The sequence below is a fragment of the Streptomyces sp. NPDC093598 genome, assembly GCF_044764825.1.
Taxonomy (GTDB): Bacteria; Actinomycetota; Actinomycetes; order Streptomycetales; family Streptomycetaceae; genus Streptomyces.
Map to the genome: position 1 here is coordinate 135,072 of NZ_JBIWIV010000007.1, position 16,865 is coordinate 151,936.

Below are 16,865 nucleotides of genomic sequence, written 5' to 3' on the forward strand. Positions count from 1 at the left end.
GGTTCATCCGGCGGCGGGGGGCCGCGCGGCGACGCGGGGGGCCGTGCCGAGGTGCTCGCCGACGCGTTTGACCAGGCGCGCCATCTCGTAGGCGACGAGGCCGATGTCGGCGGTGACGGCGGTGAGGAGGGCGAGGCAGGAGCCGTCACCCGCGGCGGCCACGAACAGGAAGCCCTCGTCCATCTCCACCATGGTCTGGCGGACCCCGCCGGCGCCGAAGTGCCGTCCCGCACCCTTGGCGAGGCTGTGGAAGCCCGAGGCGACCGCGGCGAGGTGCTCGGCGTCCTCGCGGCGCAGGCCGGTCGAGGCACCCACGGCGAGGCCGTCGTTGGACAGCACCACGGCGTGCCGGATGTCGCTCACGCGGAGCACCAGATCGTCCAGCAGCCAGTCGAGTTCGCCGGAGCGCCGGGCGGACCGGGTGCTCGGGTCCTGGATCATGCGGGGTCTCCTTCACTGCTGTCGCTGCCCGTCGCGGGGGCGGGAGTGGTGCCGCGGCCGGGTCGCCTGCCGCCGCCGCGCGCCCAGCCGTCGCGATAGGCGGCCATGCGGTCCCGTACGTGTTCGGGGGTGCGTTCGTCGTCCCGGGGGGCGGGCGTCGGCGGTTGCTCCTCGGGGCGCCCGTCGCGCAGTTGCGGAGCGAGGCTGGCCTGGCGTACCCGGCGCGGGAGGGTGTCGGAGTCTTCGGGCTGCTGCGGTGGGCGGTGCAGTCGCAAGGTGGCGACTCCTGGGGGTGGGGTCTGGCTCGGGGTCTCCAGGTGACGCGGGCTCTCCGCGTGACGCGAGATGTCCGCGTGACGCGAGATGTCCGCGTGACGCGAGGCCTCGTTCTCCACGGCGGCCGGTACCGGAGCCACGAGGGCGCGCCGGTCGCTCCGGGCGGGGACGGCGTCCTGGAGCAGGGTGCCGTCGGGCACGCGCGCGTAGGCGCGTTCGCGTTCATCGGGTTGCCGCGCGGGTTCCGCCGCTTCCGGGGATCGTTCCGCCGCCCCTGTGTGGAGCAGGGCGGTGGGCAGCAGGACGACCGCGGTGGTGCCGCCGTACGGCGAGGTTCTCAGGTGGACCTTGACGTCGTGCCGGGCGGCGAGCCTGCTGACCACGAACAGGCCGAGCCGGTCGCTGTCGAACAGGTCGAGTGCCTCGGACTGCGCGATGCGGCGGTTGGCTTCGGCGAGGGTCTCCTTGCCCATGCCGAGACCGCGGTCCTCGACCTCGACGGCGTAGCCGTTGCCGACGGGTTCGCCGGTGACGCGCACGCGCGTGTGGGGCGGCGAGAACTGGGCTGCGTTCTCGATGATCTCGGCCAGCAGGTGGGTGAGGTCGGCGACGGCCGCGCCGACGACGGCTGCCTCGGGGAGCTGCCGTACCTCCACGCGCGCGTAGTCCTCCACTTCGGAGACGGCCGCGCGGACCACGTTCGTCAGGGAGACGGGCATGCGCCAGGCCCTGCCGGGGGCGGCTCCGGAAAGGATGATCAGGCTCTCCGCGTGGCGCCGCATGCGGGTGGTGAGGTGGTCGAGGCGGAAGAGATCGCTCAGCTCGTTCGGGTCGTCGGAGCGGCGTTCCATGCTGTCGAGGAGGGCAAGCTGCCGGTGGACGAGGATCTGGCTGCGGCGGGCCAGGTTGACGAAGACGCCGGAGATGCCGCTGGCGAGTTCGGCGCGTTCCACCGCGGCCCGCAGCGCGGCGCGGTGCACGGTGGTGAGGGCCTCGGCGACCTGCCCGGTCTCGTCCTCCGCGGGCGCCTCCGGCGGGGCCTCGGCACGGATGTCGATCTCCTCGCCCGCGCGCAGTTTCCGCATCGCGTCAGGGAGTTTGCGCCGGGCGATCTCCAGGGCGCTGTTGCGCAGGCTGACCAGTTCCACCACGAGGCCGCGTCCGATGCGCACGGAGATGACGAGCGAGGCGGCGACGGCGGCGAGGCCGAGCAGGACGGCGGCGCCGGCCGGGGTGAGCACTCCTCGGGTGAAGGGGTCGGCCCGCCCCGCGACACCGCGTGCCGCGTCGTCCTCGATGATGCGCATGCCGTTCTGCACGCGCGCGTGGGCCGTGTTCCAGGTGTTCTCGGGTACCGCGTCGACCGCCTTCGTGCCCGGCCCGCGGGCGAGGACGCCGTCCTCGGCGTCCCCCAGGGCGGTGTAGGCGCTGTTGTCGGCGAGGGCGTTCCACGCGGAGCGTTCGGTGCCGCTCAGGTCGGCGACGGCGGACTCGGTGAGCGTGCGGCGCAGGTCGACGGCGCCGGTGAAGAGCCGGAGCCGCTCCCCGGTCAGGGTGCCGTCCAGGCGGGCACTCGCCAGTACCGCGTCCTCCTGGGCCAGCGCCTCGCCCGCGCGGGCGAATTCGAGCAGCACGCGCGCGTCGGAACCGAGGTCGGCGTCCTGGATCCCGGTGAGGGCGCCGCCGACGCCGAAGGCGGCCGAGACGGTCCGGGTGTAGCGGTCGTACGTCTCGGCCCAGCCGGCGCGCCGGTTCTGCACCGCGGAACGCAGCGGCCTCAGTTGCTCGGCACCGGTGACGAACGCCTCCAGCCGGTGGGCGACTCCGGCGGGCAGTTCCCCGCTGTCGGCCACGGTGTTGTTCTGGCCGAGCCGCAGTTTCGCGACGGCCCGGTCGGTGCGCCGGGCGAGCTCGTCGAGTTCGTCGGTGGGGACGGCGGACGGGTCGGTGGCGTGGCGCACGGCGGCCGCGCGTTCGGCCTGGAGGGCGGCGACGGCGGCGGAGACGGGAGCGCGGACGGTGGCGTCCACGCGCTGGACCTGCCGCAGCCGTGAGACGTCCTGGGCGGTGGTGACGGTGGCGTAGGCCCACAGGGCCAGGAGGGAGACCACCGGCACCATCAGCAGACAGACGATCTTGGCGCGAACGGTGCGGGGACGTATGTGCCAGCGCTCCGCGCGCGCGGGTGACTCGTCCGCTGCGGCGCCCGAGGGCGTCTCGGGGCCCTCGTCGGCCGGTGGTCCGGCATGCGCACGGCGACCGCGCACGGGCGGGGAGGGCGCCTCGGCGCCGGCTGTGGAACTCCTACGGGGTGTTCGCATGGACTCCTCGCTCGGGAGTGGGTCGGGGCATGCGGGCCGGCGTCCTGGCCGGGGCGGGCCGTCGTCCGAGCGCGCCGTGGGACTCGGAGCGCACCGGCAGGGCCGTCGGGCGGGCAGTGCCCGCCGTGGGGGCGCCGCCCGGGCCGCTCAGCCGCGGTCTGCGGTCTGCGTTACCGCCGTCTGCGGTCTGCGTTACCGCCGTCTGCGTTACTGCGGTCCGCGGTTGCCTTCGCGGCTAGGGGGCCGCGCTCCGAACCGGCCGCTGAGCCGAGGCGGACGCCGCACGCTCCCCCGCCGTCGGCGACAGCGCGACGAAGGCCGAGGTGAGGAAGAGGTAGGAACCGAGGCCGACGGCGAGGGGGAAGATGAACTGCATCGCCGTGGCCCCGGGCAGGGCCTCCCCGGAGGGCGTCACACGCACGCCCACCGCGAACATCCCGGTGTAGTGCATGCTGCTGACGGCCGCGCCCATGATCAGGGAGGCGATGGTGACCGCCACGGGCGACTTGATGTTGAGGGCCGCCCACAGGGCCGCGGTGGCGGCGACGACGGCGATCAGCACGGAGAGTCCGACGAGCAGCGGGTCGTAGGTCACGTCTCCGTGCAGACGGACGGCCGCCATGCCCAGGTAGTGCATGCTCGCGACGCCGAGGCCGGTGGTGAGCCCGCCGACGAGCAGCGCCCGGCCCCGGTCCTTGCTGTAGCCGACGGCGAAGACGCCGGCGCAGACGACGACCATGGCGACGAGCAGGCTCAGCAGAGTGAGCGGCACGTCGTAGCGGAGGTCGGTGCCGGTGACGCCGAACCCGAGCATGGCCACGAAGTGCATGGTCCAGATGCCGGTGCCGATCGCCGAGGCGGCGGTGACGAGCCAGTTGCGGCGCGAGCGCCCGGTGGTGGCGAGTGCGCGGACGGTGCAGCGCAGTCCGAGCGCGGCGCCTATGCAGGCCATCACGTACGACAGTGCGGGGGTCAGCCACCCCAGGGCTGCGTGGTCCAGGTGTCCCATGGCCCCGGGACGCTAGACCCGGCTGGGGCGTGTGAAGGGGGCGCATTTCGAAAGGTGTTGGAATATGACGCAAGGATGTACCGGAACGATCGGGTCACGCTCGAACGTGTGCGCTGAGCCGTCATCCCTGCGGGGAGGCATCATCCGTCCCGGTGAGGAATCATGCGGTGCATGAGCGACGAGCAGACGCGTGTCCAGGAGTTCTTCACCGCCCGCGCCGCCGACTGGGACAGCCGGTTCCCCGACGACGGCCCGGCCTACGCGGCCGCGGTGGCCGAGCTCGGCCTGCGGGCGGGTGACCGGGTGCTCGACGCGGGGTGCGGCACCGGACGCGCCCTGCCGCCGCTGCGAGCCGCCGTGGGGGCCTCGGGGGTGGTGTTCGGGGCCGACCTGACGCCGGCCATGCTGCGGGAGGCCGTACGGGCCGGACGGGACCGCGACGGGCAGTTGCTGCTCACGGACGTCGCCGCGCTGCCCTTGCGCTCGCGGTCGCTGGACGCCGTGTTCGGGGCCGGCCTCATCTCGCACCTGGGGAGCCCGTCCGAGAACCTGCGGGAGCTGGCGCGCGTGGTGCGCCCCGGCGGGGTGCTGGCGCTGTTCCACCCGATCGGCAGGGCGGCTCTCGCGGCGCGCCACGGCCGCCCGCTCACCCCGGACGACCTGCGCGCCGAGCCCAACCTCCGTCCGCTGCTGGCCGGCTCCGGGTGGCGCCTGACGTCGTACGTCGACGAGGACTCCCGTTTCCTGGCGCTGGCCGTGCGCGACGACTGAGCCGCCGCGTCACCCGGCCTCGGCGTCCGGCGCCGCGTGCCGCACGGGGCAGCCCCGGACGCCCGGGACCGGGCGTGTGCCCAGGTCGGCGATCCGGTAGCCGTACGGGTAGCCCTTGATCTCCCGGTTCTGGCGGGCGAAGTGCGGGGCGCGCCGGGGCGGCAGCAGGCGGACGGCGCGGCCCCGGAGCCGGACCGCGCGACGCACCCACGCGCGCGTGGTGGCACCCGGCGGGGTGTAGCGGAAGGCGCGCAGCAGCGAGTCGTCGAGCAGCGCGAGGGTCGTGGTGCGCAGCAGGGGCGCGAGGGGGCCGGGGTACCAGGAGGCCATCAGGACGAGCGTGGCGTCCGAGACGCGCCGGGCGTCCTCGTCCCAGGCGAAGTGGGCGGCCTCGTAGGAGTCGAGGCAGCTCTCGAACTCCTCGTAGGTCTCGGGGATGTACTTGATGCCCATGTGCCGGCCCAGTGTGCGGTAGTGGACGACACTGGCGACGATCTCGTGGCGCGACATCCTGCGCCAGCCGTAGGCGTCGATCCACCGTTTGGGCATCACGACGAATGTGCTCAGCACGTAGCGCATGTCGTCGTCGCTGATGTCGTAGCTGCGGTGCATCTGATTGATGCGGCGGATCGCGGTCCTGCCCTGGTCACTGGCGAACCCGTGCTCGACGATGGCGTCCAGGAGCAGCGAGGTGTCGTCGTAGCGCTTCTGCGTCCGGTCCGTGAGCTCAGCGGTCCGCGCGAGCAGCCGGCCGATGCTCGGGACGGCGTACGTGCGGAAGAGGGCCAGTTCCAGGGCGCGTGTGACGTCCCAGGGGAACTCGTAGGCCACGCTGAGCCGTTGGATCTCCGTTGCCTCCTCGTACGGGTCCATCCGCCGGATCTGTTCGAGCCGTGAGAAGCGCTTCACCGTGCCGTCCCCCTTCTGCCACAGGTTTTCCAACTCTACGTTGGTGACCGGGAGATGAAGGACCAGGCACGGCAGGCGCGCAGGGGGAAAGGTGGTCAGTATGTGGGGCAGGTTCCGCAAAGCCGGGGGAAGGGTCGCCGATGTCTTGCGCACGGAGCCGAAGGCCGGTGGGGACAAGCGTCCGCACAATCTTTTCGAGGCCGCGGCGACCTACGTCACGGCGTGCGCGGAAGATGACCAGGAGCGGGGCGACGAGGCGGCCGGCTGGGTGTCGCCGGAGGCGCTGTCGTTCGGGGTGAACGAGCTGGCCTGCCGGGCCGTGATCGCGCTCGCCCGGGAGCGCGGCGAGTCGCCGGAGACCGTGGCCCGCGAGTTGCTGGGACTGCCGGCGGCATGACGGGCGCGCCCCGGACGGCCGATTCGCCCCGTCCGCCGGAAAACTGCAGCTCCGCGTGCGCATGCGAGACCGTGACAAGGGGCTTCCCGGCGCATTAGGGTGCGCGCCGGTGGACGAACCGATGGGGAGGCTGGGATGGCCGGGACGGACGAGGAAGCCGTCGCCGCCGCGGACGATGCGCTCTATGTGCTCACGGCGGTGCTGCTGACGCCGGCGAAGTTCCCGAGTGTGCTGGGCGACGACTACCCCGAAGCATGCGCGGCGCTCGGTCTCGCACCGCTCGCCGACGGGTACGGTCTGGTGCTCGGGCAGGACGGCGAGGGCGCCCGGTGGACGGTGGCCATCGACGACGTCTCCCTGGTGGCCGTCGCGATCGCGTCCTGGGACTGCGGCATGGAGTACGAGCTGTCGCCCGACGAGCGGACGGTCGTCGCGGCCCTGCCCGGCTGGCCCCTCGCGGTCGCCGTCGCGGCCCCCGGGGTGCCCGCGCCGCACGATCCGGGCCCGGAGGCCGACGACCGGCCCCCGCTGACTCCTCCGGACGCCACCGTCTGGGGCCCGGCCCAGCGGCGCCTCGGCGCGGACGAGATCGCGCTCCAGTGGGCGGTGTGGCGGGAGCAGGTCGACGACGCGGAGTTCCCGACGCCGGGGCCCGCGGGTGCACCGGGTGACGGGAGCGGGGCGGCCGACGGCCCGGACGGAGGCGGGGAGAACGGACCGCAGGGTGGCCACAGCGGCATCCGGCGCGTCCTCGCGGAGGCCCGCACCTACATCGACTCGCCGCCGCCGCTGGGCCGGGTCCGGTCGTCCTTCGCGCCGGGCGACGCCCGGACCCTGCGGGCCGACGGTCCGGGCTGGTCGCTGGTCGCCAGGACCGACGACATCGCCTTCGTGCTGCTCGACGAGGAGCCCGGCGAGGTCCTGCCGGTGGGCCGGGGGCCGGAGCTGCCGGGTCTCCTCGAGGCGCTCGACAAGATGGCCGTGCGGCCGAACTGAGCCGGTTCGGCCGGGCCGCCGACGTGCCGGCCGGGCCGCACCGGGTCAGCGCCTCAGCGGCCGAGCTCCTTACGGGTGGTGCGGCGCAGCCTGCGCCGCTGCGATGGGTCCAGCGCGAGGTACGCGGCGGCCGGGACTCCCAGGATGATCAGGAGCGCTGCCCACCAGGGCAGCCAGATCAGCAGGATGAGCCCGACCGCCACACCGCCTGCGGCGATCTTGGCGTTGTTCGACATGACTGTCGCCTCCTTCGCGGCCACTGCCGCTCTCTGTCTCGAAAACGGACCCGCGCTCACGGCGGTTCCGGACCGCGACCCTGAGACATCCCTGAGGTGCCACCCCGACGCACCCCTTAAGACCTCCATGGTGACTCAGCTCACAGCTCAGCCATACCCATGCGCACCGGTAGTGCTGTACTCTCGGCGGCTCCGACCCCCACTAGTCAAATTTGAGGAATCCGCCATAGCCGAGCATCCGACTCCCCCGGCATCCTCCTCCGACCTCTGCGAACTCGCCCTGTGCCGCTCCGTGTTCCTGCCCGGCGACCCCGCTCGCACGGGCCGGGTCGCCTTCTGGCGGCCCGACGGCGCCGCCCCTCCGACCGCGGCGTCCACGCCCGTCGGCGACCTGACCGTCGTGATGCCCCACGGCAGTGGCGTCGCGAAAGCGAGCGTGCCCGCCGTTGTGGTGCCCGTGCGCACGGCCCTGCCGGTCCTCACGCGTGCGCGTGCCGACGGGCAGGGGCACCGGTCCACCGTCTTCTGGGGCGCCGCGGCCCTGCACGCCCTGCACCTCGTCGCGCGCGGGCTGCTGCTGCCGGGGCTGTCCCCGGGCGACCACGACGCCTGGCGCACGGGCCCGCTGCGCGCCCAGGACATCGAGGCCGTACGCCGCCTCGCCGCCGCGATGCCGCCCGAGGCGCACGCCGTGCCCCAGGAGGGCGCCGGGCCGCTGCGGCTGCCCGAGCCGGAGCAGCTCCTGCGCGCCTTCCTCGACGCGGTCGCCGACACCCTGCCCCGCTCCCCCGCCGCCCAGCTGGTGACGGGCGGCCCCGCCTACGCCGCGCCGGAGCCGGTGCGGCTGCCCGAGCAGCGCGCCTGGGCCACCGATGTCGCCGCGGGCCACGACGCGGGCGTGCGGCTGTCGTTGCGGATCGAGGCCGACGGCCTGATGGACGAGGTGGCCGACGACGCGGACGTGACGTTCCGGGCCGTGCTGCAGGTGCACAGCGTGAGCGACCCCGCGCTCGTCGCGGACGCCGCGGACGTCTGGGCCGGCGCGGGGGGCGACGCCTTCGGCCCGCGCGCGCGGATGGACGCGCTGCTCGCCCTGCGCCGTGCGGCCCGGGCCTGGGCCCCGCTCACCCCCCTGCTGTCGGCCACCGTGCCGGACGCGGCCGAACTCGCCGACGAGGAGGTCGCCGAACTTCTCGGCGCGGGCGCCCGGGCACTGGGCGCGGCCGGGGTCGACGTGCACTGGCCGAAGGGACTGGCCCGCGAGTTCACCACACGGGCGGAGGTGGGCCCTCCCGACGGCGAGCCGGAGTCCGGCAGGGGCTTCGCGGCCATGCCGTCGTTCCTGTCCGCCGACGCGCTGCTCTCCTTCACCTGGTCGTTCGCCCTGGGCGACCGGCGGCTGGACCGCGAGGAACTGGACCGTCTCGCCGAGGCCAAGCGCCCCGTGGTGCGGCTGCGCGACCAGTGGGTCCTGATCGACCCTCACGAGGTGCGCCTGGCCCGCGCCCGGCAGGACCGGAAGGTGACACCGGTGGACGCCCTGGGCGCGGCCCTGACGGGCTGGGCGGAGGTGGAGGGCCACCGGGTCGAGGTGCGGCCGACCGGGTGGCTGGCGGCCCTGCGGGAGAGACTCGCGGACCCCGAGGCGCAACAGCCCGTGGAACAGCCGGCCGCCCTCGCGGCCACTTTGCGGGACTACCAGCGGCGGGGTCTGAACTGGCTCTCCGGTATGACGTCGCTGGGTCTGGGCTGCTGTCTCGCCGACGACATGGGGCTCGGCAAGACGATCACGCTGATCGCCCTCCACCTGCACCGGCAGACCGAGCCGGGTTCCGCCGGGCCCACCCTGGTGGTCTGCCCGACGTCCCTGATGGGCAACTGGCAGCGGGAGATCGAGCGGTTCGCACCCGGCACACCGGTGCGGCGCTTCCACGGCGCGCGGCGGGGCCTGGACGGCCTGGCCGACGGGGAGTTCGTGCTCACCACGTACGGCACGATGCGCCTGGACGCGCCCCGGCTCGCCGAGGTGCCGTGGGGCATGCTCGTGGCGGACGAGGCCCAGCACGTGAAGAACCCGTACTCCTCGACCGCGCGGGAGCTGCGTTCCATCGGGGCACGCGCGCGCGTGGCGCTCACCGGCACCCCGGTGGAGAACAACCTGTCGGAGCTGTGGGCGATCCTCGACTGGACGACTCCGGGGCTGCTGGGCCGGCTCGGCACCTTCCGCAGGCGATACGCGGAGGCCGTCGAGGGCGGTCAGGACCCGGCCGCGGCCGACCGTCTGGCCCGGCTCGTGAGGCCGTTCCTGCTGCGCCGCCGCAAGTCGGACCCGGGGATCGCGCCCGAGCTGCCGCCGAAGACGGAGACCGATCACGCCGTGTCGCTCACCCAGGAGCAGGCGGGTCTCTACGAAGCCGTGGTGCGCGAGGCGCTCGCGGAGATCTCCGGCGCCGGCAGCATGGCCCGCCGGGGCCTGATCGTGAAGCTGCTGACCGGCCTCAAGCAGATCTGCAACCACCCGGCGCAGTACCTCAAGGAGGAGCGTCCGGTGATCACCGGACGGTCGGGGAAGCTGGAGTTGCTGGACGAACTGCTCGACACGATTCTCACCGAAGGGGCGGGCGTGCTGGTGTTCACGCAGTACGTGCAGATGGCCCGTCTCCTGGAGCGGCATCTGGCCGCCCGGGGCACGCCCTCGCAGTTCCTGCACGGCGGGACGCCCGTCGCGCAGCGCGAGGCCATGGTGCGGCGCTTCCAGGACGGCGAAGTGCCGGTGTTCCTGCTGTCGTTGAAGGCGGCGGGCACCGGACTGAACCTCACCCGAGCCGAGCACGTCGTGCACTACGACCGCTGGTGGAACCCGGCCGTCGAGGCGCAGGCCACCGACCGCGCGTACCGCATCGGCCAGACCCGGCCCGTGCAGGTGCACCGGATCATCGCGGAGGGAACCATCGAGGACCGCATCGCGGAACTGCTGATGCGCAAGCGGGAGCTGGCCGACTCGGTCCTGAGCGCCGGCGAGGCGGCGCTCACGGAACTGACGGACGCGGAACTGACGGATCTGGTCGAACTGCGAGGGGGCCTGCGATGACTCGGCACGATGGCGACACGGAGCGCACCTTCGCCGCACTGCCCCCCGCGCACGGGCGGGGCTTCGCGTGGACCTGGTGGGGCCAGGCCTGGCTGACGGCGCTGGAGGGCACGGCGCTGGACTCGGCGCAGCTCAAGACGGGCCGTCGGCTCGCCCGCGCGGGTGCGGTCGGCGCGGTGTCGGTGCGCCCGGGGCGGCTCACGGCCGTCGTCCAGGACCGTGACCGTACGGCGCACCGGGCCGACGTCCTGCTGGAGGAGCTCTCGCCCGGACAGTGGGACCGCTTCCTGGACATGGCGGCGGAGCGGTCCGGCCACGTGGCGGCGCTGCTGGACCGGGAGATGCCGCCGCACCTGGTCGAGGACGCGGCGGACGCGGGCGTGGAACTGCTGCCGGGCCTGGGGGATCTGGAGCCGGAGTGCGACTGCGGGGCCTGGGACCACTGCGGGCACACGGCGGCGCTCTGCTACCAGGTGGCACGGCTGCTGGACCAGGACCCGTTCGTGCTGCTGCTGATGCGCGGACGCGCCGAGGCCACGGTGCTGGACGATCTCCAGACGCGCAGCGGTACGTCCGCTCCGGAGCCCTCGGGGCCCTCGGGTGTGGACGCGGCGGAGGCGTACGCGAGCGGTCACATCCTGCCTCCGCTGCCGGCCCTGCCCGGACTGCCCGACGAGCCGGGGGTGCCGCCGTCCCTGGACACCGAGACGCCGCCCGCTCCCGGCATCGACCCGGACGCGCTGGAGTTCCTGGCCGCGCGAACCGCCGTACAGGCCCACCGTCTGCTCACGGGGGCGCTCCGGGGCGCCGTCGACGCGGAACTGACGCTGACGCAGGACGCGGCGCGGCTGGCCGCGGGCGGCCCCGGCCGGGAGATGACGGACCGGCTCGCCGACGGATCGGGACGCGGCCGGGAGGGACTGGCAGCGGCGGTCCGCGCCTGGCGCCACGGCGGGACGGACGCGCTGTCCGTCCTCGACGACGAGTGGCGCGTGGAGGGCGAAACGCTCGCACGCGCGCGTGCCGCCCTGGAGTCGGCCTGGGACGCGGACGAACGGCCGGTGCTGCGGGCGCGGGGCAACCGGTGGACGGTCGTCGGGGCACCGCTCCAGCTGCGCCTCGGCCGGGACGGCCGGTGGTGGCCCTACCGCAAGGAACGCGGCCGCTGGCTGCCCGCGGGAGGCGCCGCGCAGGATCCGGCGACGGCTCTGGCCTCGGTGACAGCCCCGGCTTCGGTGACAGCCCCGGCTTCGGTGACAGCCCCGGCTTCGGCGGAACTCGCTCCCGGAGAGGGGAACTCGCTGTGAGGATGCAGCGGTACGGCCCGGACGTCCTCACCGTCGCCGACGAGCTCACCGAGGCGTACGCCGAGGTCTTCACGGCACCGCCCTGGGAGCCGCGGGACGCGGAGGAGACGCGGGGTGAGTTCCGTGAGCGGCTGGAGACGGACGTGCGCCGTCCGGGTTTCCGGGCGGTGCTGGCGCTGTCGGAGGACGGCGGGGTGGACGGCTTCGCCACGGGCTGGATCACCCAAGCGCCCTTCCGCACCGACCGCGCCTACGGGAAGGTGACCCGGCGGCTCGGTGCCGACCGGGTGAACGAGCTCCTCGTGGGCTGCTTCGAGATCGACGAACTGGGCGTACGCCACCGGGCTCGCGGTACGGGTCTGGGGCAGCGGCTGCTCTCCGCTCTCAGCTCCGGCGCACCCGGCGGCCGGGCCTGGTTGATGACCTGGAACGGTGCGCCGGACGCACTCGCCTTCTACCGCCGTGCCGGATGGCGGGAGCCCGAGCCCGTGGCGGGTGAGGAGACGGACATGGTGGTGTTCATCGCCCCGGGCCGGCCTGCCGGCGAGGGCTCCGGCTTCGGGGCGCAGGCGTCAGCGCGCTAGCTCGCCGGAGCCAGGGACGGCAGGAGCGATTCGAGGCCGCTCGGAAATTCGCTCGGAAGCCGAGTCGGGAAGCCCGACGGCAGTCGGGTCGGCAGCTCGGTCGGCAGCCCGGTGGGCAGCTCGCTCGGCAGCTCGGTGGGGAGGCCGAAAGAGGGAGCGGGAGTACGGCTCGAACTCTCACCCCCCGGCTCCCCGTCCGGCGGGTCGTCCCGCCCCGAGGCCATCAGCACCACGAGAGACACGGCTGCGACGGCCACGAGCACGGCGAGCAGGACGAGCAGCGGACTGCGGCGCCGGGGAGGTCCGGGCGGGTGGGGCGGTACGGGCGGCAGGGCCATATCGACCACAGTCGCCGCGTCCCGCCCGAGCCGGGAGGGGCGTGCGGAAGCTGATACGGACTCATGGCGTGGACCGCATGATTCCGGAGCATGACGGACCCGTCGACCGGCCGGAGTGACCGGCCGACGGGCCCGCACGCGCGCGTGGACTCAGCCGCGTGCCCCCAGCAGATGATCCATCGCCAGCTGGTCCAGGTGCTCGAAGGCCATGCCGCGCGCGGCGGCCGCCTCCACGTCGAACGCCTCGAACGCCGACGGGTCGGCGAGCAGCGACTGAAGGCCGTCCGCGGCGGTGGGCTGGGCCAGCTCGTCCAGCCGGGCCGCGTGCAGGGCCTGCTGGACCTCCGGGTCGGCGCGGAAGGCGGCGGCGCGCTCCTTGAGGATGAGGTAGTTGCGCATGCAGCCGGCCGCCGACGCCCACACGCCGTCGAGGTCCTCGGTCCGCGGCGGCTTGAAGTCGAAGTGGCGCGGACCGGTGTAGCCCGCCGACTCCAGCAGGTCGACCAGCCAGAACGCGGCACGCAGGTCGCCGGCGCCGAAGCGCAGGTCCTGGTCGTACTTGATGCCGGACTGACCGTTGAGGTCGATGTGGAACAGCTTGCCCGCCCACAGCGCCTGCGCGATGCCGTGCGGGAAGTTGAGCCCGGCCATCTGCTCGTGACCGACCTCGGGGTTCACGCCGTACAGCTCCGGGCGCTCCAGGCGCTCGATGAACGCCAGGGCGTGGCCGACGGTCGGCAGCAGGATGTCGCCGCGCGGCTCGTTCGGCTTGGGCTCGATCGCGAAGCGCAGGTCGTACCCCTGGGAGGTGACGTACTCGCCGAGCAGGTCGAAGGCCTCCTTCATCCGGTCCAGGGCCGCGCGGACGTCCTTGGCGGCGCCCGACTCGGCACCCTCGCGGCCGCCCCAGGCCACGTACACCTGGGCGCCCAGCTCGACGGCGAGGTCGATGTTGCGGATGGTCTTGCGCAGGGCGTAGCGGCGCACGTCGCGGTCGTTGGCGGTGAAAGCGCCGTCCTTGAAGACCGGGTGCGTGAAGAGGTTGGTGGTGGCCATCGGGACCTTCATGCCCGTGGCGTCCAGCGCCTGCCGGAAGCGCTTGATGTGCGCCTCGCGCTCGGTGTCGCTCGAGCCGAACGGGATCAGGTCGTCGTCGTGGAAGGTCACACCGTGGGCGCCCAGATCGGCCAGGCGCTGCACCGTCTCGACCGGGTCGAGGGCGCGCCGCGTGGCGTCGCCGAAGGGGTCCCGTCCCTGCCAGCCGACGGTCCACAGGCCGAACGTGAACCTGTCCTCGGGGGTGGGCTGGTAGCTCATGCCGCGGCTCCTTGCTCGCTGAGGCTATTTCGTCATGCCGATTTACAAATTAGTATGCGAGCACCTCTCTGGGAAGAGACAAGGTGCCTCCGAACGGAGACACGTGCCGCGCGCAGTAGGGAGAAGACCGATGTCAGCAGCCGAGGGTCCGCTCGTCGTCGGTGTGGATTCGTCCACCCAGTCCACCAAGGCGCTGGTCGTCGACGCGTCCACCGGACGGGTGGTCGCGAGCGGCCAGGCGCCGCACACGGTCTCCTCGGGGGCCGGACGGGAGACCGACCCGCGCCAGTGGTGGGACGCCCTGTGCGAGGCCCTGCGCCAGTGCGGTGACGCGGCGCACGAGGCCGCCGCGGTGTCGGTCGGCGGGCAGCAGCACGGCCTGGTCACCCTGGACGGCCGGGGTGAGCCGGTGCGGCCCGCCCTGCTGTGGAACGACGTGCGCTCGGCGCCGCAGGCCCGCCGGCTGACGGAGGAGATGGGCGGCGCGAAGTTCTGGGCCGACCGCACCGGAAGCGTGCCCGCGGCCTCGTTCACGGTCACCAAGTGGGCCTGGCTTGCCGAGCACGAGCCGGAGGCGGTGCGCGCCACGAAGGCCGTGCGGCTCCCCCACGACTACCTCACCGAGCGGCTCACCGGACAGGCCACGACCGACCGCGGCGACGTCTCCGGGACGGGCTGGTGGGCGTCCGGGACGGAGGCGTACGACGAGGAGATCCTGGCGCACGTAGGGCTCGACCCGGCCCTGCTGCCCCGGGTGGTCCGGCCCGGCGAGGTGGCGGGCACGGTGCGCGACGGCCATGACCTGCCGTTCTCCAGGGGCACCCTGGTCGCGCCCGGCACGGGCGACAACGCCGCCGCCGCGCTGGGCCTCGGGGTACGGCCGGGCGTGCCGGTGATGAGCCTCGGCACCTCCGGCACGGTGTACGCCGTTTCGCAGCGCCGGCCCGCCGACCCGAGCGGCACGGTGGCGGGTTTCGCCGACGCCCGCGGCGACTGGCTGCCGCTGGCCTGCACCCTGAACTGCACGCTCGCCGTCGACCGCGTCGCGGCGCTGCTGGGTCTGGACCGCGAGGCCGTGGAACCCGGCACGGCCGTGACACTGCTGCCCTACCTGGACGGCGAACGCACCCCCAACCTGCCGAACGCCTCCGGCCTGCTGCACGGCCTGCGTCACGACACGACCGCCGGCCAGCTGCTCCAGGCCGCCTACGACGGTGCCGTGCACTCCCTGCTCGGGGCGCTCGACCTGGTCCTCGACGAGGACGCGGACCCCGCGGAGCCCCTGCTGCTGATCGGCGGCGGCGCCCGGGGCACCGCCTGGCAGCAGACCGTGCGGCGGTTGTCGGGACGTCCCGTGCAGGTGCCCGAGGCCAAGGAACTCGTCGCGCTCGGCGCCGCCGCGCAGGCGGCCGGGCTGCTGACCGGGGAGGACCCCGCGGCGGTCGCGCGCCGCTGGGACACGGCGGCCGGGCCGGTGCTCGACGCCGTCGAACGGGACCAGGAGACGCTGGCCAGGATCGCCGGGGTACTCTCCGACGCGGCTCCGCTGCTGGAGCGGCCCACGGACACCCACTGAGGACTGACGTCAGGCATGACCGCACCGCTGCACGAGGCCCGTCACGCCGGGCCGGGACGCGCACTGCCCGACACCCAGCAGGGCATGCGCCGCCGCAACCTCGCCCGCGTCCTGCACGCCGTCCGGGCCGAGGGGCCGCTGTCCCGGGCCGCCGTCGCCTCGCGGATCGGCCTGACCCGGGCGGCGGTCTCGACCCTCGTCGACGAGCTCATCCGTACGGGACTCCTCGAGGAACTGGGACCCGAGCGGCCCGGCCGGGTGGGCCGCCCGGGGTCCGCGCTCGCCGTCAGCGGACGCGGCCCGGCCGGCATCGGCGCGGAGGTCGGCGTCGACCATCTCGCGGTCTGTGCCGTCGACCTGCGCGGCACGACCCGGTCGCGGGCGATACGGCAGGGAGCGAACCGTGGCCGCTCCCCACAGCCCGTGCTCGCCGAACTCACCGAGCTGATCCGGCAGGTCGTCGCCGAGGCGGAGGGCGAGGGGCTGTGGCCGGCCGGACTCGCCGTGGCCGTGCCCGGCCTGGTGGCGCGCGACGCCCGGACCGTCGTGCGCGCCCCGAACCTCGGCTGGCACGACACGGACCTCGGTGAGCTGCTGCCGGAGGACCTCCCGCTGACCGTGGACAACGAGGCCAACTTCGGTGCCCTCGCCGAACTCTGGCTGGGTGACGGCACGCCCCGCGACTTCCTGCACGTCTCGGCGGAGATCGGTATCGGTGCGGCGGTCGTGGTGGACGGCGGGCTGCTGCGCGGAACACGCGGTTTCGCGGGCGAGTTGGGGCACGTGCCGGTCCAGCCGGACGGGCCGCAGTGCGCCTGCGGCGGGCGGGGCTGCCTGGAGCAGTACGCCGGTGAGGAGGCCGTACTGCGTGCGGCCGGTCTGGAACCCGGCGGGGACCGGGTCGGGCTGCTCGCGGGGCGCGCCGCGGAGGGCGACGAGAACGTGCGCCGTGCCCTGCGCGACGCGGGTACGGCGCTCGGTGTGGCCCTGACCGGGGCGGTCAACCTGCTCGACCCGCAGAGCGTGGTGCTGGGCGGGGAACTGTCCGGCCTTGCGCCCTGGCTACTGCCCTCGCTGCGGGAGGAGCTGGCACGTCGTACGGCGGGTCCGGTCTGCCCCGTGTCCGTGTCCGTGCTGGGCCCGCAGGGGCCGCTGCTGGGGGCCGCCCACTCGGTGGTGCGGGCGGTGCTGGACGACCCGGCGGCCGTCGCCCGGCAGGCTTGAGTGGGACAGTCGCGCACGGTCGCCGCCGGGTCGCTGCCCCTGTGAATCCACAAGCGCTGCCTCCGGCTCGTC

15 protein-coding genes are annotated in these 16,865 nt (G+C 74.1%); 8 read left to right on the plus strand and 7 right to left on the minus strand.

What is annotated here, in order from left to right:
• Positions 1-3 precede the first annotated feature (3 nt).
• From ACIRDU_RS22185 to ACIRDU_RS22195, 3 genes are all read right to left on the minus strand, one after another.
• Complete coding sequence (locus ACIRDU_RS22185; RefSeq protein ID WP_403581933.1) at positions 4-441, minus strand: roadblock/LC7 domain-containing protein; 438 nt, start codon at positions 439-441, stop codon at positions 4-6.
• The gene (locus ACIRDU_RS22190) at positions 438-3,038 is read right to left on the minus strand and encodes a nitrate- and nitrite sensing domain-containing protein (protein WP_403581935.1); all 2,601 of its coding nucleotides are present in this window, start codon (positions 3,036-3,038) and stop codon (positions 438-440) included. The genes ACIRDU_RS22185 and ACIRDU_RS22190 overlap by 4 nt, the downstream gene beginning before the upstream one ends.
• A gap of 235 nt (positions 3,039-3,273) precedes the next feature.
• A complete protein-coding gene (locus ACIRDU_RS22195) occupies positions 3,274-4,047 on the minus strand; it encodes an MHYT domain-containing protein (RefSeq protein WP_403581937.1) in 774 nt (257 codons plus the stop codon).
• A 171-nt stretch (positions 4,048-4,218) separates the two neighbouring features.
• Between ACIRDU_RS22195 and ACIRDU_RS22200 the strand changes: the two genes are divergently transcribed.
• Complete coding sequence (locus ACIRDU_RS22200) at positions 4,219-4,818, plus strand: class I SAM-dependent methyltransferase (RefSeq protein WP_403581938.1); 600 nt, start codon at positions 4,219-4,221, stop codon at positions 4,816-4,818.
• A gap of 9 nt (positions 4,819-4,827) precedes the next feature.
• On the opposite strand, the gene ACIRDU_RS22205 is transcribed toward ACIRDU_RS22200, so the two are convergent.
• The gene (locus ACIRDU_RS22205) at positions 4,828-5,727 is read right to left on the minus strand and encodes an oxygenase MpaB family protein (RefSeq protein WP_403582219.1); all 900 of its coding nucleotides are present in this window, start codon (positions 5,725-5,727) and stop codon (positions 4,828-4,830) included.
• Positions 5,728-5,827: 100 nt separating this feature from the next.
• On the opposite strand from ACIRDU_RS22205, the gene ACIRDU_RS22210 reads away from it, so the two are divergent.
• Positions 5,828-6,124 carry a hypothetical protein gene (locus ACIRDU_RS22210; protein ID WP_403581940.1) on the plus strand — a complete coding sequence of 99 codons (297 nt, stop codon included), beginning with the start codon at positions 5,828-5,830 and terminating at the stop codon, positions 6,122-6,124.
• A 135-nt stretch (positions 6,125-6,259) separates the two neighbouring features.
• Positions 6,260-7,120 (plus strand): hypothetical protein, encoded by an 861-nt coding sequence (locus ACIRDU_RS22215; RefSeq protein WP_403581942.1) that lies wholly within the window; start codon positions 6,260-6,262, stop codon positions 7,118-7,120.
• A 53-nt stretch (positions 7,121-7,173) separates the two neighbouring features.
• On the opposite strand, the gene ACIRDU_RS22220 is transcribed toward ACIRDU_RS22215, so the two are convergent.
• Positions 7,174-7,356 (minus strand): hypothetical protein, encoded by a 183-nt coding sequence (locus tag ACIRDU_RS22220; RefSeq protein ID WP_403581944.1) that lies wholly within the window; start codon positions 7,354-7,356, stop codon positions 7,174-7,176.
• 127 nt (positions 7,357-7,483) lie between these two features.
• Between ACIRDU_RS22220 and ACIRDU_RS22225 the strand changes: the two genes are divergently transcribed.
• The 3 genes from ACIRDU_RS22225 to ACIRDU_RS22235 are packed head-to-tail and all read left to right on the plus strand — an operon-like array spanning position 7,484 to position 12,338.
• Positions 7,484-10,447 (plus strand): DEAD/DEAH box helicase, encoded by a 2,964-nt coding sequence (locus tag ACIRDU_RS22225; protein WP_403581946.1) that lies wholly within the window; start codon positions 7,484-7,486, stop codon positions 10,445-10,447.
• Positions 10,444-11,754 carry an SWF or SNF family helicase gene (locus ACIRDU_RS22230; protein WP_403581948.1) on the plus strand — a complete coding sequence of 437 codons (1,311 nt, stop codon included), beginning with the start codon at positions 10,444-10,446 and terminating at the stop codon, positions 11,752-11,754. Before ACIRDU_RS22225 ends, ACIRDU_RS22230 begins: the two co-directional genes overlap by 4 nt.
• 2 nt (positions 11,755-11,756) lie before the next feature.
• Positions 11,757-12,338: a GNAT family N-acetyltransferase gene (locus ACIRDU_RS22235; RefSeq protein WP_403582221.1), complete on the plus strand. Its 582-nt coding sequence runs from the start codon at positions 11,757-11,759 to the stop codon at positions 12,336-12,338.
• Here the strand turns inward: ACIRDU_RS22235 and ACIRDU_RS22240 are convergent.
• Entirely contained in the window at positions 12,335-12,676 is a 342-nt protein-coding gene (locus ACIRDU_RS22240; RefSeq protein WP_403581950.1) for a hypothetical protein, read from the minus strand. The genes ACIRDU_RS22235 and ACIRDU_RS22240 overlap by 4 nt on opposite strands.
• Before the next feature lie 150 nt (positions 12,677-12,826).
• The gene (xylA, locus tag ACIRDU_RS22245; protein ID WP_403581951.1) at positions 12,827-13,993 is read right to left on the minus strand and encodes a xylose isomerase; all 1,167 of its coding nucleotides are present in this window, start codon (positions 13,991-13,993) and stop codon (positions 12,827-12,829) included.
• A gap of 130 nt (positions 13,994-14,123) precedes the next feature.
• On the opposite strand from xylA, the gene xylB reads away from it, so the two are divergent.
• Together xylB and ACIRDU_RS22255 are read left to right on the plus strand one after the other, a co-directional pair.
• Positions 14,124-15,569 (plus strand): xylulokinase, encoded by a 1,446-nt coding sequence (gene xylB, locus ACIRDU_RS22250; protein ID WP_403581953.1) that lies wholly within the window; start codon positions 14,124-14,126, stop codon positions 15,567-15,569.
• A gap of 15 nt (positions 15,570-15,584) precedes the next feature.
• On the plus strand, positions 15,585-16,793 hold the full coding sequence (locus ACIRDU_RS22255; RefSeq protein WP_403581955.1) for an ROK family protein: 1,209 nt from the start codon (positions 15,585-15,587) through the stop codon (positions 16,791-16,793).
• Positions 16,794-16,865 lie beyond the last annotated feature (72 nt).

Coding starts and splice junctions, on each gene's coding strand:
- ACIRDU_RS22185 (WP_403581933.1), bottom strand. CDS start 441: ATGATCCAGGACCCGAGCACCCGGTCCGCCCGGCGCTCCGGCGAACTC.
- ACIRDU_RS22190 (WP_403581935.1), bottom strand. CDS start 3,038: ATGCGAACACCCCGTAGGAGTTCCACAGCCGGCGCCGAGGCGCCCTCC.
- ACIRDU_RS22195 (WP_403581937.1), bottom strand. CDS start 4,047: ATGGGACACCTGGACCACGCAGCCCTGGGGTGGCTGACCCCCGCACTG.
- ACIRDU_RS22200 (WP_403581938.1), top strand. CDS start 4,219: ATGAGCGACGAGCAGACGCGTGTCCAGGAGTTCTTCACCGCCCGCGCC.
- ACIRDU_RS22210 (WP_403581940.1), top strand. CDS start 5,828: ATGTGGGGCAGGTTCCGCAAAGCCGGGGGAAGGGTCGCCGATGTCTTG.
- ACIRDU_RS22215 (WP_403581942.1), top strand. CDS start 6,260: ATGGCCGGGACGGACGAGGAAGCCGTCGCCGCCGCGGACGATGCGCTC.
- ACIRDU_RS22220 (WP_403581944.1), bottom strand. CDS start 7,356: ATGTCGAACAACGCCAAGATCGCCGCAGGCGGTGTGGCGGTCGGGCTC.
- ACIRDU_RS22225 (WP_403581946.1), top strand. CDS start 7,484: ATGGTGACTCAGCTCACAGCTCAGCCATACCCATGCGCACCGGTAGTG.
- ACIRDU_RS22230 (WP_403581948.1), top strand. CDS start 10,444: ATGACTCGGCACGATGGCGACACGGAGCGCACCTTCGCCGCACTGCCC.
- ACIRDU_RS22235 (WP_403582221.1), top strand. CDS start 11,757: ATGCAGCGGTACGGCCCGGACGTCCTCACCGTCGCCGACGAGCTCACC.
- ACIRDU_RS22240 (WP_403581950.1), bottom strand. CDS start 12,676: ATGGCCCTGCCGCCCGTACCGCCCCACCCGCCCGGACCTCCCCGGCGC.
- xylA (WP_403581951.1), bottom strand. CDS start 13,993: ATGAGCTACCAGCCCACCCCCGAGGACAGGTTCACGTTCGGCCTGTGG.
- xylB (WP_403581953.1), top strand. CDS start 14,124: ATGTCAGCAGCCGAGGGTCCGCTCGTCGTCGGTGTGGATTCGTCCACC.
- ACIRDU_RS22255 (WP_403581955.1), top strand. CDS start 15,585: ATGACCGCACCGCTGCACGAGGCCCGTCACGCCGGGCCGGGACGCGCA.